This window comes from Porphyromonas macacae DSM 20710 = JCM 13914, from assembly GCF_000379945.1.
Taxonomy (GTDB): Bacteria; Bacteroidota; Bacteroidia; order Bacteroidales; family Porphyromonadaceae; genus Porphyromonas; species Porphyromonas macacae.
Genome location: NZ_KB904124.1, coordinates 361,966 through 378,257, shown reverse-complemented (window position 1 = coordinate 378,257; position 16,292 = coordinate 361,966). Strand labels below are relative to the sequence as shown.

The window sequence follows — 16,292 nt, the reverse complement described above, 5'->3', positions numbered from 1 at the left end:
AAAAGCTGCCTTTTTCGGCAGCTTTTTTTGTGTCGTTGCATCCAGATTTTTCTTTTCCCGGGGCTATCGGTTCCGGTTTTTCCTGCTCTCCAATTCGGCTTTCAGCTGCTTATGTATCTCTTTTTCGGTGGAAGAGAAATCGCACACTTTGCTCAGATTGCAATTCTCTATATCAATAATCTGAGGCACCAGATGACGCGCAATGACTTTTCGCCTGTCATCGAATGAAGGCATCGACAAAAGTTCCCGGAATTGAGAAGCGGTAATACCGTAAGCAGGCACCATTAAATCGAAAGCACGTTCATAGTCCGATTCGAAAGTACATTCGGCTATCTTATTTTTCAGGTTCGCATAAGTTTCTGCCGGCATGGGTTGCAACCGGTACCCCCTGCTGTTTTGCCAACCGGTATCGTAACCGCCGCCCCTGTTGGGCGGATAAGGAGGTTCATAAGGCGGATTGGGGATATTTTCATGCGGAATATACGGCGTTACATCTATTTGCTTCACACCGAAACCCGAATAAAAAACGAAAGACTCAAAAACCGGGCTGAACATACCGTTCCGTCCGGAAGAAAGAGCCATGACACGCACGCGATAACTGTCGTTTTCGAGATTTGCGATAAAACAGCTAAGAGTCGGCTCGCATACCTGTACGTCGTTGATAAACACGATAATCGGCTGTCTGTTAGAAAAAACCGAGAGACCGCTGATTCGATTTTGCGCTCCGAGATGTACAGCCGCCGAAACGACGAGAGTACATAAAAGTATGATTCGTTTCATTATGATATATAATGGTATGATTTTCCGTCGATAAATATAGAATAAAAAGAGTTGTCGGAGTATCAAAAACTATACAGCACCGAGTTTGGCCAGAGTTTGATCTCCCAAAGCGCTTTTTTTCTCGATATGATCGAGTATCTCCAATACAAAAGGATTCGATTCGAAGTTACCGCGTACCGTATCGAAATCGGCACTTTTTTCATCCCCTTTCACGTCGATGCCGAAACCCACCTGCGTATTCATGGTAAACTCTTTGCGTGCATCCTCATAGAGCATTTTGTCCAGCGAAACCACGCAATCCTTCCATTTCCTAACAATCTCCGCCACCTTGGTACGTGTCAAATCTTCCGGTTTCAAACCGAACCACTCCAAAATCGTGTTGTATGCCCACGTCCATTCCAGATTATAGTAATTTTTATGCAGAGAGCAAATCTCTTCATTCAATTCTTCCAATGAATTGACAGTAGCGTTTTTGACTTTATCCAGGATGCATAGAACAGAAGAACGCGGAGCAATCATACCGCAAATATCCAGCCACACACCCAACCCCTCCTCCGTTCGGGGGCGCAACCATTCGATAACTTCGGCATCCGAAGTACAAGGACAGTCTTCCAGTTTTTTGATCAGACTGTTACCCAAAAACTTGACAATGGCCATCTCGTAAAAATGCAACCCTTTGGCCAATGCACGGCTTTGTATGCGCATGTTTCGATATACGTACTCCTGATTGCCGTCATTGCAAAGCAACCGGCTCAATTCGCTCAAGATCCGGTGTGCATGCAGCATCTTTCCCACCGTATAAGGGCTGAGAAGATTGAAGTTTATACAATCGGTTTTTTTGCTATCTGTCCGTTTATCGCGGTTAGGCCACTTCTTGGCATCCCGTATGGTGCCTACGCTGCGAATGTTCACCCCCGGCACCAGATAGGTCTGGTTATGCTCCTCGATAAGGTAAGAGAAAGGAAATTTAGAGGTATCCACATGGTGTACGTGTCGCCCCATAACCAATGAAAACGGGCCGATATGGGAGGGCCAGAGAATATAACTGTCACTGGTGGTTTTGGAGCCGCGCTCCACAACCCCCTGATGTATGGGACCCAGTTTATAGAGGTGGTTACTCTGGTTGGAGCCGCTACCTGCATTCAAAAACGAGTAGTACCCGGCAATAAGGAGGCTGCTCTTGTGCATCGTTACCGTATAGGGACCCGCGAAAACGGCGCAGGCTTCACCGTTTTCAGCCTGACAGTTGGCAAAAAAGAGAGAGTCGTGCGCCGAAAAGAGGTGCCCCATGTGAGTGCCCTGACCGATAAAACAGTTACTGATCGTACAGCCGTCGAACACCGATGAGCCGCTGGCACAGATAAAATTTTCTGCAATCACATTGAAACCGATCCTGACAGGAGCCTCCGGATTACTGTTCAAAGAACCGTTTTTCAGAAAAGAAACGCCTAAAAGCCGTGCTCCCGCCCCCACATGCATATTGATAATACTGCCACAATCCTTGATTTTGACATTCTCACCGATTTTGCCACGGTCGCTTTTTACCGACTCGGCATAGCTGTCGGCAAAGGAAAAAAGGCTTTTGATCAATTCCTCATCATGCCTGTAAAAAGCCATCAGATAAGCAATATGAGAAGAGAGATTATTCGTTAGGATAACTTCGCGTCCGCCCGTTTCATTCAAGACGGGCACACGCACGCCGTTGCCGAAAGAGCTGAAGCCATCCACGACAATCGTATCCACATTCTCTATACACACACAGTCCCCGATGTCGTAGTTGGCGATATATCGATGGACGTTCTTGATAACCACGTTGTCGCCGATTGTGCAATTGTGGAGGTAACAGTGACTTATTCCACTATGTGTTTTGATACCTCCCAGCTCGGTATAGGTCGCATTCATCGCTCCCAACTTGTTTTTTCCCGAAAATCTGACTTGACGGCAAAATGTAGGGTCGAAACCGTCCCGCACCTCTATATCTCCCCATTCATCCGCGATACAAAGGTTATTTACAAGTATATCGATCTCTGTATCTGTAAGTTGCCTGTAGGCAGAACATTCTTTTTCCTTGTTTGACATCTGTGTCTCTATATTTACTTTTCAAATTCTTAGCATGTAAATGTAGATATATTTAATTATATAGACATTTACCGATACCGTTTTATTTATACAACGGCATTTTAGCGAAATATTGTAAAGCCCGTTTATTGCCAAAGGGCCATCTCCTCTGTTAACAACCTGTTCATAAATGATTTATAAGCCTTTGATAATCTGTTGAGATTTCATGAATTTCTCTCATAAAGAGGCCTGCCGACCGGTGGATAAGCTGTTGATATCTTGTTGTTTTATGATAAAATACTGTCATTTATCCTGTTGAAAAAAGACAGCAGGAAGGAATATTTATACCTCACAGTTATCGATATTTGAAACTCCACCTGTTGTTTTTCATATATCTGCCTCTTTAAGCAACCGTATACATTTGTTGAAAACCATTTCGTGAAACCGGTTAACCAATTCATCTTAAACGGATTAGCCAATCTCATTCGAAAATCAAACTTGTTAATAACCGGTTTATAAGATACATCCTCAATGTCGATAATTTGTCTGAAACTTATGGATATACTGTTTATCCAACCTTTATATGAGTTAAGAAACAGCCCCTTTCCTGTGAATAACTTGTAGATAAAAGCATATCGTAAAGGGTAGAAAACAAGAAAACGGCTGTATTATAAATAAAATACCCCGAAAAGAATACAGACCATTGTCAATAACTGTTTCAAATACTTCGAGAATGATAAAAAGAGTTCATCGATAGTTTTTTCGCTTCACATTAACAGCTGTTTTTCATCCGGACAGGCCATAAAAATCGGTTGTCTGAACGATTTTGAACCGTCAGGCAACGGATAAAAATTCTTTGCGCTACGGATTTTCAACGAAGTTAACTTGGATTTTTATTTCCCTTAACAGGAATTTTACCCCTTTAACCACAAAAAAATTAAGGACTGCTCTCCGGCATGAAACCGAAAGAGCAGTCCTTAATTATAACAGTTCGGGAGCCTCCCGAAAGAAATGTCAGCGTTTATTATCTGGCATTACGCTTATTCAAGATAATGTGTGCGGCAAAGCCTCCGAGAATCAAAATCAACCCCGTCCACAATGTTGCATTGGTTGCAGTATTCGTCAGATGAGGAATTGCCAAAATCAGCACACCGATAATCAGAATGATGATGCCAAGCGCCTTCATAAAGTTGTTCATAGCAGTAGTATATTTATTTATTCTTAATTTCGATATACACATTGTTTATCTTACAAATAACGTAATAATTTGGCAGATATCGAAATACTTTGCGGCAATATCAGAGGATTATTTTCCGTTCTTAACTAAAAGAAAACATTTCCGGCACACTGAATCAGAACCGAAAAGCGAAAAAAATCAAACAATAGGGGCTACCGGAAAGTTTTATTAACAATTCATTTATATTCTGTTTATGAGCTATAAAATTTTCGAGCCGTCAGACAGAGATGCCATAAGGGCCTACACGATGCCGTCAGACATCAATATCTGCGATTTGGCCATCAGCAATCTATACGGCTGGGGCTTTCTCTACAAGACTTCATGGGCAATCATAGAAGAAGCCCTGGTTATCCGCTTCACATCGCCACACCGCAATCACCCCGTCTACCTCTGCCCCGTAAGCCGTGAAGGCTGCCATATCCAGGAAGCCATCGATGTGTTGGCTAAACAGTGCGAAGAGGAAGGCTATCCGCTTACCCTTATGGGGATAACACCAAAGTGCCGTAATCACTTGGAAGAGCTATTCCCCGATGCTTTCACTTTTTTTAATGACCGTAACTATTGCGACTATATATATGAGCGGGAGAAACTCTGCACACTGGCCGGCAAAAAACTGCAAAGCAAGCGCAACCATGCCAACCGCTTCGAGCGTGAGCACCCCGGCTATGAGTATGTGAACATCGACAGGGAAATCGCCAAAGACTGTCTAAAACTGGAGCAGGAATGGCTCAAGAAGCGAGGCAGCGAAGACGGTGAGGAAAATGAAAAAAACATGATCAGACGCGTCATGAACAATATGGATGCTTTGGGAGTGACAGGCGGAGCCATTCGCATCGATGGGCGCGTGGTGGCTTTCTCCATCGGAGGCCCCATCAACCACAATACTTTCGGCATCCATATCGAAAAAGCGGATATTTCGGTGGACGGCGCTTTCACCATCATCAACCGCGAATTTGCACGCCGTATACCCTCACACTTCGACTTTATCAACCGCGAAGAGGATTTAGGACTGGAAGGTTTACGGCAAAGCAAGCTGTCATATAAACCGGAACTGTTACTACCCAAGGCAACAGCCATTCTGCGCCATGACAAAATCTGAAGACCGCATACTAAAAGAATCGCGCAACATCTGGCATCGGTGCTTTCCCAATGACCCGGAGGTTTTTCTGGACTTGTATTTCAGCCGTGTTTTCAAAGCCGGCAATACGCTTCTCCTGCAAAACGACAAAGGAGAAACCGCAGCCCATGTACAATTTTTGCCTTATGAATTGAACTGGCAGGGACTCCGCCTTCCCGCCGGTTATATCAGCGGTGCCTGCACAATCCCCGAAGAGCGCAACAAGGGTTTAATGAAAAACTTGATGCAACGTGCTTTAAGGAAAATGTATGAACGGGGCGATTTTTTCAGTTTTCTCATTCCGGCAGAACCCGGGCTATACGATTTCTACAGACGAAAATCGGGTTTTGAAACAGCCTTTTATAAGCAGACCGTTTCCGGTGTAGAGGAAGTCTGCAAAAACGGAGAGGATATACCCGCCGGTGCATGGGACGATTTTATCCGCCGGGCGGAAAAGCAAAGAATACCTGGCGGCATACTGCACAACACGGCACAACTGCAGGCGGTGGCAGAAGATCTGAATCTGGCCGGAGGAGGTATAGTCCGTTATCCGGAAGACAGCCCCGAAGTTTCTGCTATTTGCTGGTATCGAACAAACGACGGAGTTCTTTACATACCGGATATTTACGGACCGAACCACATGCGCAGGCAGCTCATAGATAAACTGATGATGAAACTGCAATGTCATCTCCTGCAAGCCACACTGCCGGCATCGCCGGAACGCCGGGAACCGAAAGGTATGCTCAGGCTACTCCGTATACCGGAAATCATGCGGATTTATGCAGCCGGAAATCAAAAATTCGACAGGCAATTTATCCTCCGCGACGAGCAAATACCGGAAAACAACGGCGTGTATACGGTAAGGAACCGGCTGCTAACCTTCGAACCGCAAACATCCGAACAGGATTTTACAAAAGAAGTTTTAACCCCCGAACAACTCACCGAAATCATCTTCGCCGAAACGCCACTCTTCATGAGTATGATGCTGGAATAGACTTTTCTTCTACCTAAAACAAAGGATTTTATCCTGTTTTCTAATCGCTCTACAGGAAAACGAATTATCTTTGCAGACTGACAATAAGGATATTATCTCCTTAGATTACGGCAATAGGATGAAAAGATTTTGCAAGACTGCCCCCCGCAGCAGGTTTATGAAATCATCTGTAATCAGGTTGATAGAGCGGATGGTCATCATTTTAGTACTTTATACTTTGATGCGGGCTATCTTCTTCGTTTACAACAACGACCTGTTAAAACTGAATGACAACACTTCGATATGGAATGTCTTTACCGGCGGTTTTCAATTCGATGTTTCAGCCATTCTATACACCAATATTCTGTTTATTCTCTTATCGATCGTCCCTTTCCGGTTCAGAGAGAATACCGTCTACCAAAAGATTTGCAAATGGATTTTCCTTGTCGTAAACGGGCTGTGCATCATCATTAACATGATGGATGTTGCTTATTACCGTTTCACGCTAAAAAGGACAACAACCTCGGTTTTCAGTGAATTTCGCAATGAAAATCCGCTGAATTTCGTACGTATGATTTGGGACTACCGGACTGTCAGCCTGATGATTCTGATTTTAATCGTACTGATGACAGTCGCTTATAAACAGACAAAAGAAGTAAACGAGCGATACCGGTCTAAAAAGCCATTCTTTTACTACGGGCTTAATCTGCTCTGGATGGGAACCGTTATCATCCTTACCATAGGCGGTATGCGCGGCGGTCTGGCACATTCCGTCCGCCCCATTACGCTGAGCAATGCCTCGGCATACACAAAGGAGCCGCAGCAACGGGCTGCCGTACTCAACACCCCCTTCTCGCTTATCCGTACGATCGGGAAAAAAACACTTCAACCGATTTACTTCTTTACGCAGGAAGAGGCCGAAGACATCTACCCCGTTGTGCAGCAGTTTTCAAAGGAAACAGAGAATCGCTTCGGCAGTTATAAAGGAAACAACGTCGTTATTATCATTTGGGAAAGCTTCGCTCGCGAATGGGTGGGCAACCTGAATACCGATGTACCGGGCTACGAGGGTTATACCCCGTTTATCGACTCGCTGTGCAACCACAGCCTGGTGTATACCAATGCTTATGCCAACGGTGTGAAGTCTATCGACGCCATCCCTTCGATCATGACTTCCCTTCCGCATATCGGCCTGCCGTTTATCTCTTCGCACTATTCGGGCAATAAACTGAACTCTATCCCCCAACTCTTGAAACCGGAGGGGTATTCTTCCGCCTTTTTTCATGGAGCCAACAACGGTTCGATGGGCTTTCTGGCTTTTGCCAATCAAATAGGTTTCGACCGCTATTACGGTGCCACGGAGTTCGGAGACAACAGTCAGCACGACGGATATTGGGGCATCTGGGACCGCCCGTTCCTCGAATATATGAAAACCCAGCTGGATACGATGAAACAGCCGTTTGCAGCTTCGGTTTTCACCGTTTCCTCGCATCACCCGTACCAATTGCCCAAAGGGTTCGAAAACAAGTATCGCGAGGGAGAACTCCCCCTGATGAAGTGCATCGGCTATACAGACGATGCGCTGCGCAATTTCTTCAATATGGCAAAACAAAGCTCGTGGTACGAAAACACGCTGTTCGTCATTGTGGCAGACCATTCGATACCCGGCGTATTGCCCGGCTACAAAGCCTCCGCCGGAGCTTACCGCATTCCCATTATCTTCTTCCATCCCAAGGAAGAATCGACCGGCAGGGATACCACTTTGGCACAGCAAATAGACATTATGCCCACGGTGCTCAACCTGCTGGGATACGATAAACCTTTCGTTTCTTTCGGACAAAATCTGACGAACCCGGATAAGCCGCATATAGCGGTGATGAATCAGGATGACAACTTCCAGATGGTCAGGAACGATTCGCTGATCCTTTTCCATAACAACGAGGTTTACGGACTTTATGATTTGGCTGCAGACCGTCAACAGAAAACAAACCTGATCGATTCGCAAAAAGATAAAGCCGAATCGCTGGAAAAGATGCTCAAAGCATTCATCCAGAGCTACAACAACAGATTGTTGAACAATGAATTGACTCTTGAAAAGTAAACGGAAAATCCGGTTTTACAGAAACAGTTTTTTAACCAAACAGAAAACTACGATTAAAGATTTATTCTCACATCAATATTTCTAAAGGAACAATGAATACCGTTAGCGGACATCAAAGAAAAACAATAGAACAGACAACCGCTGTCAGACTTGTCGAGCGTTTAGGGATTATCCTGCTTATCTATACGCTCATGCGGCTTGTATTTTTCTTCTATAATAAAGATTTACTTCAGCTGGACGAAAGCTATTCGATTCTCAAAATCTTTTGGGGTGGCGTCCAGTTCGATATTTCTGCCATACTTTATACCAACATTCCTGTTTTATTTCTCAGTATCCTGCCTTTTCGCTTCAGAGACAATGCTCTGTATCAGAAAGTCTGCAAATGGCTATTTCTGGTTATCAACAGCATTTGCATTATCATCAACATTGCGGATATCGGCTACTACCGGTTTACCTTCAGACGTACGACGTCCTCTTTTTTCAGTGAGTTCAGCAATGAAAATCCGCTGAATTTCATGCGTATGATCTGGGATTTCCGTTTGCTGACCTTTCTGGCCGTAGTCTTGATTGTTCTGATGGCATTTTTATACAAACGTACGCTAAGCACGAAAGAAAAGTATTGGGTAAGAAAGCCCTATGCTTACTACGGAACAAATATTCTGTGGATGTTTTTTGCCGTTATTTTTTCGGTAGGCGGACTTCGTGGTGGCATTTTGAACACAGACCGGCCGATTACGCTCATCAAAGCCTCGGAATACGTAGAAAAACCGCAACAAAGAGCCATGGTGCTCAACACGCCTTTCTCTCTCATTCGCACCGCCAAAAAGAGTGTACTGCAACCCATTTCGTATTTCAGCGAAGAGGAAGCGGAGAAAATTTACCCCGTTGTACAGCAGCTTTCAAAAGACAGGCAGGAGCTGTTCGGCAAATACAATGGACGGAATGTGGTGATACTGATTTGGGAAAGCTTTGCCCGTGAATGGGTGGGCAACCTGAACACCGACATACCGGGATACAAGGGGTATACCCCCTTTATCGACTCGCTTTCCAACTTCAGCTACGTTTATACGAATGCTTACGCCAACGGGCAGATATCCATAGACGCCATTCCTTCTATCATGACCACCATTCCTCATGTGGGAACGTCGTTCGTACTGTCGAACTACTCGGGCAATAAACTGAACTCTATCCCCCAACTCTTGAAATCGGAGGGCTATACTTCCGCTTTCTTCCATGGAGCGGAAAACGGTTCGATGGGTTTTCTGCCTTTTTCCTGTCAGATAGGATTCGATCGCTATTACGGTGCCACGGAGTTCGGAGACAACAGCCTGTACGACGGACATTGGGGCATCTGGGATATGCCGTTCCTCGAATACACGAGCCGGCAACTGGACACGCTGCAACAGCCGTTTGTCGCTTCGGCGTTTACGGTAACATCGCACCACCCGTACAATATCCCCGCAGAATGCAAAGGTAAATATCCGGAAGGCGAATTGCCCCTGATGAAATGTATCGGCTATACGGACGATGCTCTGCGTAACTTCTTCAATACAGCCAAACAAAGCTCCTGGTACGAAAACACGTTGTTCATCATTGTAGCGGATCACTCGATACCCGGCGTATTGCCGCAATATAAAACTTCGGCCGGCGCTTACCGCATCCCTATTATTATTTTCGACCCGCAAGGCGGACTTATCGGTCGGGATTCTACACCGGCACAGCAAATAGATATTATGCCCACGGTGCTTAATCTGCTGGGATATGAAAAACCTTTCATCTCTTTCGGGCAAGATCTGATGAACCCGGATAAACCGCACATCGCTGTAATGAACCGGGATGACAACTTCCAGATGATCAGGAACGATTCGCTTATTCTCTTCCGAAACGACAAAGTCTACGGACTCTATGACCTGACCGCAGATCCGGAGCAAAAGAATAATCTGCTCGATTTACAAAAAGACAAAGCCGAATCGCTGGAAAAGATGCTTAAAGCATTCATCCAGAGCTACAGCAACAGACTGATCCGAAACGATCTGACCATTGCCGAACAGTAGTTTCATAAAAATAGACCGAAAAAATAACCGGCTGCCTCGAACTTTCTGGGCAGCCGGTTTTATTTGAATCGAATATCCGTCAATTATTCTTCTTCCTGCATATTGGTAAAGACATTCTGAACATCTTCGTCTTCTTCCAGCTTCTCGATCAGCTTATTGAGCTGCTCGCGCTGCTCCGGAGTAACAGCCTTGGAATCATTGGGAATACGAACGAACTCGGCCGAACTGATTTCAAAACCTTTATCCTCAAGATACTTTTGTATTTGAGCATTTGCCGAGAAATCACCATACACGATGATCTCGTCTTCGTCCACTTCCAATTCGTCCACACCGTAATCGATGAGTTCCAACTCCAGCTCCTCGGGATCCATACCCTCTTTTCTGACAATGTGAAAAATACACTTGTGCTCAAAAAGAAACTCCAGACTGCCCGTAGTCCCCAAGTTACCGCCGTGTTTATTGAAATAACTGCGCACATTGGCCACCGTCCGTGTGGTATTGTCCGTAGCTGTTTCCACAAAGATGGCTATTCCGTAAGGGCCGTAGCCTTCGTAGTTCATCTCTTTGTAGCCCGAGTAATCTTTGTCCGTGGCTTTCTTTATAGCGCGCTCCACGTTATCCTTAGGCATGTTTTCTTTTTTTGCCGTCTGAATAAGTACGCGCAGGCGGGGATTGGTGTCAGGATCGGGGCCACCCTCTTTGGCGGCTATCGTGATCTCCTTACCCAGTTTCGTGAATACGCGAGCCATGTTGCCCCAGCGTTTCATCTTGCGTGCTTTGCGGTATTCAAAAGCTCTTCCCATATATATTCGTTTATTTTAATTTAATGATATTCTCAACCGTTAACGCAGTTCTGCTCCGAGCTGTTTATTGAGCTGTTGTGCCAGTTTCTGCATAATGCCGTCGATCTGCTTATCGCTCATGGTCTTCTCATCGTCGCGCAGGTAGAAACTTACGGCATAGCTCTTCTTGCCGTCCGGCAGGTTTTTGCCTTCGTACACATCGAAAAGCTCGCAACTCCGAAGCAGTTTACGCTCTGTTTTATAAGCCACGCTTTCGATGTCGACAAAAGAAACCGCCTTATCGACCAGTAGCGCCAAATCCCTCTTCACCAGCGGGAAGCGGGGCAGATCCTGTGCTTCAACCCTATTCCGGTCTGCCAAAAGGCAAATCTGATCCCAATCCAATTCCATGAAATAGATGGGGATACTGATATCCGCACGTTTGCGCAGCGTCTGACTTACGGCTCCCAGAAAACCGATGCGACGTCCCTGATAGAGCGTAAGCTCATAGGCTGTACCATCGAAGATATCCATCGTCACAGGTTTCATCTGCATGGCAATGGGAGAAATTCCCAACCGGTTCAGGATATTTATCAAAGCCGCTTTCAACTCAAACGGCGAAGTCTCCTCGTTGGCATGCGCCCAGCTGTTACTGACCCGCTGCCCGGCAATCCAAATACCCAGTTTGCTTTCTTCCGTATATCCCTGCAACGGTTTTTCCGAATTTTTACCTGCTTTCTCTTTGTCAACGGCATAACATTTGCCCCATTCAAAAAAGTAAAAGCGTGATTTCTGCCGGCGCAGGTTATAACCGATATTTTGCAAACCGCCGAAGAGCAGTGTCTGACGCATCACATCCAGGTCATGACTCAGCGGATTGAGCAACTCTACGGCATTGTTCGCCGGGAAAGAGGTCAGTCCCTCATAATTGGATCTCGAGGATAGCGAGTTATTGAGCAACTCATTGAAACCGGCACCGACCAGTTGTTCCGAAATAAACAATTGCCTGCGGTAATTGATATCTTCCTGCGATTTTGTGCTTAAGTTGGCACGGATATACCCCGACAGCCGGATGCGGTTGTAGCCGTAAATACGCATAAGATCCTCGATCACATCCACATCGCGGGTTACGTCGTAGCGGTATTTCGGCACCTTCAGCTGCAATTCCTCCCCTTTTTCGGATATACATTCGATTTCCAGACTCTTGAGTATTCGCTTGACATCAGTCAATGGGATTTCCTGCCCCACCAGTTTCCTCATCTTTGTCAGATTAAGGGTAACGGAATAAGGCTGTGAAGGAATACGGTACTGATCCGTAACGCCTCCGTCTATTGTTCCGCCTGCAACCTCCAGAATCAGATTGGCAGCACGGCGCAGAGCCCAATGCGTATTATCGGCATCCAGCCCTCGCTCGAAACGGAAAGAAGAGTCACTGTTGATACCCAGACGGCGTGCCGTCTTACGAACACGGGTAGGGTTGAAATTGGCCGCTTCAAGGAATATATCGGTTGTCCGGGCTGTCGTTCCGGCCGCTTCGCTGCCCATCACACCACCCACACAGAGAGGCGTGCCTTCGGCATCGGCGATAACGATATCCCGCTCGTCCAACTCATGCTCCACATGGTCCAATGTGAGAATTTTGGCTCCCTTTGCAGCCGGTCCCACAACCAATTGATTGCCGTCTATCGCATTCAGGCTGTAAGCATGCAGCGGTTGCCCCACCTCGTGCAGCACGTAATTCGTAATATCCACCACATTGTTAACAGGCTTCAGTCCGATGGCGTTGAGACGTTTCTGCAGCCACTCGGGGCTATCGGTCACTTTTATGCCTCTGATCACCACGCCTTCGAAACGGGGACAAAGTTCGTCTTCACCTCGCAGCTCCACCTCCACAGGGCACGGTTTGCCCACAGGCAATTCAGGACCGGCATCAGGCAATCCGGCCCGGATTTCTTTGCCATTGTGCAGCGTCAGATAGGCTGCCAAATCCCGTGCCACACCGTAGTGGCTGGTGGCATCCACACGGTTGGGGGTAATATCCACCTCTAAAATATAATCGCTTTCCACGCCGTAGTACTCGGCAGCCGGCATACCGACGGTAACCTTTTCGGGGTCAAGAACGATGATACCGCTACTGTCGGAGCCCACGCCGATCTCCGTTTCACTGCAAATCATGCCGTAGCTATCCACTCCGCGCAGCTTGGATTTCTTTATGGTAAACTGCTCGTTACCGCTACCCAGCACGGCACCGACAGTAGCTACCACCACTGCCTGTCCGGCCGCTACATTAGGTGCTCCGCAAACGATTTGCAGAGGCTCCCGGTCATCGCCCACCGAAACGGTAGTGATATGCAGATGGTCCGAATCGGGGTGCATCTCGCAGGTCAACACCTTACCGATTACCAGCCCACGCAGTCCGCCCGGGATGGTTTCCACTTCGTCAATGCTTCCGGTCTCCAGACCGATCGAGGTCAGCACGTCGGCCACCTCCTGCGGGGTCAGCGTGGTGTCTACCAGCTCGCGCAGCCATTTATAGGATATATTCATAGTCAGAAAGATAATTTTCCATTGGCGTTAAACCCAAAAGATACAGCTTGAAGGCTATCGAACAGCCTACATTGCCCTATATACCAATAGAATAAACAAAAGTAATAATTAATAAGGAATTAAAGAGAAACAACAAAACGCCTTCCTCGATACGCATCGCCCGGCGAAGATATGCAGGGCTGAACAGTTAAGCATGGCATGGTGGGTAAGATGCAACACCTCAATGGGTAATTTTCCTCTCTGCACTCAATGGACAAAAAATCTCTGCCTGATGGTTGAAAATTCTTCAGGCAAAGAAAAAAAATCCTTCAGGCAAAGAAAAAAAATCCAAGTTAACTTCGTTGAAAATCCGTAGCGCTACCGATTTTTGTCCATTGCCTGAAGAATTTTCAAGTGTCATAACCTAATGACCGAGCATGATTATCCAATATGAGTTTGTTATGAAAACGAAAATGCTCGGTATCTTCTCAAAAGCAGTGGTAGTTCTTCTGCTTCTTTTCCCCTTTGACAAGGATATTGTTTTAGTTTGAGAGGCAGGTCTCACTCATTTTATATTGCCGGCTTGTGTTGGGTAAAGAGTTTTTTCGATTATTCGGGATTATCTTCTTTTTTCCTCATTTTCCTGAACTTGTCGTATAGTTCATCGTCTCCCAATTTCTCATAGGTTTTGATGAGGAGATCTAAAACTTTCCGGCGATGTTTTTTCAGTGTCAGGGCTTTCAACAGGTAACCCTCTGCATTTTCGGGGTAACCAAAGTGTAGAGCGGCTTCGCCTATGGCAATGAGAGCTTCTGCATTTTTCGGAGCTAAGGCTACGGCATCGTTTAGTGCACTCATGGCACCGTGGGCATCGTTCATTTTCATGAAAGCCCGTCCTTTGCCGACCATCGCTTCTATCTGTGTGGGATTCAGGCGCAAAGCCTTGTTGTAGTTTCTGATGGCAGCTTCGGGTTCGTTTAGCCCGGTTATGCAATCGTTTCCCATGGTCACGTATTCCAAAGCCAGTTCTTTCATCAACTTGTCCTGCCCGGTCAATCGTTTCGCCTGCTTTTCGATGGTTTCCTGCTGCGTTTGTGCCATACTGTAAATGCGGTTTGTCAGCATTCGTCTGTATACCGGTTTGTCGAAAAGATTGCAGATATTCATAGCTTCGGCCAGATAATTCGAGGCGTCGGCAAATTGCCGTTTGCGCCAGGCTATGGCTGCTTGTATGTAACCGGCCTCGGCCTTGGCGCGATCTAATGCTGCACTCATGCGAGTATCGTTATTGGCCTGGCTGTAAAATCGGTCGACCGCCGTGCGCGAGATGATTTCGTGGGGCTGCACGGCACGCTGCATGTGGATACCTTCGAGGCTGCGGCAACGGCTCAGTGCTACATACGCCTGACCTGCTGCAAAGATGCGTGTTCCGAAGTCTATGCTCACATGATTGAAGGTCAGCCCCTGACTTTTGTGTATGGTAATAGCCCATGCCAGTTTTAGCGGCAGTTGAACGAACTGGCCGATAACTTCCGTTTTTACTTTATGCTCCTCGTGTGAATAAGTGTAACGAATGTTTTCCCAGATATATTCCTCTACCGTATGTATCTGTCCGTCTTCCAGCCTGACGCTTACGGTGCCTTCTTCATCGATATGTTCGATGATGCCCAGAGTGCCGTTTGCCCAGAATTGATCCGGATGGTTCGAGAGGAACATGACTTGAGCCTGCTCTTTCAGTTTGAGATGCAGCTCGGTGGGTAAGTCTCTCTCCGGAAAGTCTCCGACTATTTTGCCTGTAAAAATAACCTCCTCGGTTTCTAAATCATTCAACCGGTCTGTATTGTGGTGATCGACCAACGCCCGTGTGGTGCTCAGACGCAGCACCATATCCTTTTCGGAAAGAGTTTGCCCCACGCGACTGTTTATCATTTGCAGATCCTCTACAGTCACTGCTCCCGTACGGAAATGATCCAGCACGCCCACGAAACGGGCATCGGCCTGTCTGTAAACTTTAGTCAGTTCGATGGTCAGAGGTTTCTGTTTGTTGAAAACTCTGGCAGAGAAAAAATACATATCCGGGTAATAGTTGCGCAGAATATCACGCTCGTCTGCATCGGTAACCGGTTCGAGTTGGTAAAGATCTCCCACGAAGAGAATTTGTACCCCTCCGAAGGGTTCGTTGTGAACTCCGCGGTATGCCCGCAGGATACGATCTATGACATCGATGATATCTGCCCGCACCATGGAAACTTCGTCTATGATGATCAGCTCAAGCTCCCGTAGCAGATCTTTTTGCTCTTTGTTGTATTTGAAGGTTTGGGATATTTTGCGATCCGAGAGATCCCTGTCATCCGGCAGTAGAGGCCTGATAGGAATTTTGAAGAAGCGGTGGATGGTCTGGCCGCCTACATTCAAGGCGGCGATACCTGTCGGTGCCAGCATGACGCATTTTTTGTGAAGATGCTTGCGGATATAGCGCACCAGTGTACTTTTACCGGTACCGGCTTTACCGGTGAGAAAGAAAGATTCGTTCGTTTCGCGCAGCAGTTGCAGAGCATTGAGCATCTCTTTGTTGGCAGGGTCGGGTTTGAAATCTTCGTTCTCTTCGGTACGAGGGTTTTTCTTTTTTGTTGTTCGAGGCACGTTTTTCTCTTCTTTGGTCGT

Annotated in this window: 10 protein-coding genes; 4 read left to right on the top strand and 6 right to left on the bottom strand. The window is 46.5% G+C overall.

Features of this window, described 5'->3' with window-relative positions; all coding sequences use genetic code 11:
- Positions 1-63: 63 nt before the first annotated feature.
- From A3GI_RS11085 to A3GI_RS11705, 3 genes are all read right to left on the bottom strand, one after another.
- Complete coding sequence (locus A3GI_RS11085; RefSeq protein WP_018359770.1) at positions 64-780, bottom strand: DUF4476 domain-containing protein; 717 nt, start codon at positions 778-780, stop codon at positions 64-66.
- 69 nt (positions 781-849) lie between these two features.
- Positions 850-2,859 (bottom strand): DUF4954 family protein, encoded by a 2,010-nt coding sequence (locus A3GI_RS0101795; protein WP_018359769.1) that lies wholly within the window; start codon positions 2,857-2,859, stop codon positions 850-852.
- Between the two features lie 1,003 nt (positions 2,860-3,862).
- Positions 3,863-4,036, bottom strand: coding sequence for a hypothetical protein (locus A3GI_RS11705; protein ID WP_169333224.1), 174 nt, complete (start codon positions 4,034-4,036; stop codon positions 3,863-3,865).
- 232 nt (positions 4,037-4,268) lie between these two features.
- On the opposite strand from A3GI_RS11705, the gene A3GI_RS0101785 reads away from it, so the two are divergent.
- From A3GI_RS0101785 to A3GI_RS0101770, 4 genes are all read left to right on the top strand, one after another.
- Positions 4,269-5,174, top strand: coding sequence for a DUF2156 domain-containing protein (locus tag A3GI_RS0101785; protein ID WP_018359766.1), 906 nt, complete (start codon positions 4,269-4,271; stop codon positions 5,172-5,174).
- Complete coding sequence (locus A3GI_RS0101780) at positions 5,161-6,186, top strand: GNAT family N-acetyltransferase (protein ID WP_018359765.1); 1,026 nt, start codon at positions 5,161-5,163, stop codon at positions 6,184-6,186. Before A3GI_RS0101785 ends, A3GI_RS0101780 begins: the two co-directional genes overlap by 14 nt.
- A 157-nt stretch (positions 6,187-6,343) precedes the next feature.
- Complete coding sequence (locus A3GI_RS0101775; protein ID WP_025079327.1) at positions 6,344-8,266, top strand: LTA synthase family protein; 1,923 nt, start codon at positions 6,344-6,346, stop codon at positions 8,264-8,266.
- Between the two features lie 92 nt (positions 8,267-8,358).
- Entirely contained in the window at positions 8,359-10,320 is a 1,962-nt protein-coding gene (locus A3GI_RS0101770; RefSeq protein WP_018359762.1) for an LTA synthase family protein, read from the top strand.
- Between the two features lie 83 nt (positions 10,321-10,403).
- On the opposite strand, the gene A3GI_RS0101765 is transcribed toward A3GI_RS0101770, so the two are convergent.
- The 3 genes from A3GI_RS0101765 to A3GI_RS0101745 all read right to left on the bottom strand — a co-directional run bounded on the left by A3GI_RS0101765 (position 10,404) and on the right by A3GI_RS0101745 (position 16,271).
- A complete protein-coding gene (locus A3GI_RS0101765) occupies positions 10,404-11,123 on the bottom strand; it encodes a YebC/PmpR family DNA-binding transcriptional regulator (protein ID WP_018359761.1) in 720 nt (239 codons plus the stop codon).
- Between the two features lie 39 nt (positions 11,124-11,162).
- Positions 11,163-13,649, bottom strand: coding sequence for a phenylalanine--tRNA ligase subunit beta (pheT, locus tag A3GI_RS0101760; RefSeq protein WP_018359760.1), 2,487 nt, complete (start codon positions 13,647-13,649; stop codon positions 11,163-11,165).
- Between the two features lie 588 nt (positions 13,650-14,237).
- Entirely contained in the window at positions 14,238-16,271 is a 2,034-nt protein-coding gene (locus tag A3GI_RS0101745; RefSeq protein WP_018359758.1) for a DEAD/DEAH box helicase, read from the bottom strand.
- Positions 16,272-16,292 lie beyond the last annotated feature (21 nt).

Coding starts and splice junctions, on each gene's coding strand:
- A3GI_RS11705 (WP_169333224.1), bottom strand. CDS start 4,036: ATGAACAACTTTATGAAGGCGCTTGGCATCATCATTCTGATTATCGGT.
- A3GI_RS11085 (WP_018359770.1), bottom strand. CDS start 780: ATGAAACGAATCATACTTTTATGTACTCTCGTCGTTTCGGCGGCTGTA.
- A3GI_RS0101770 (WP_018359762.1), top strand. CDS start 8,359: ATGAATACCGTTAGCGGACATCAAAGAAAAACAATAGAACAGACAACC.
- A3GI_RS0101780 (WP_018359765.1), top strand. CDS start 5,161: ATGACAAAATCTGAAGACCGCATACTAAAAGAATCGCGCAACATCTGG.
- A3GI_RS0101765 (WP_018359761.1), bottom strand. CDS start 11,123: ATGGGAAGAGCTTTTGAATACCGCAAAGCACGCAAGATGAAACGCTGG.
- A3GI_RS0101795 (WP_018359769.1), bottom strand. CDS start 2,859: ATGTCAAACAAGGAAAAAGAATGTTCTGCCTACAGGCAACTTACAGAT.
- A3GI_RS0101785 (WP_018359766.1), top strand. CDS start 4,269: ATGAGCTATAAAATTTTCGAGCCGTCAGACAGAGATGCCATAAGGGCC.
- pheT (WP_018359760.1), bottom strand. CDS start 13,649: ATGAATATATCCTATAAATGGCTGCGCGAGCTGGTAGACACCACGCTG.
- A3GI_RS0101775 (WP_025079327.1), top strand. CDS start 6,344: ATGAAATCATCTGTAATCAGGTTGATAGAGCGGATGGTCATCATTTTA.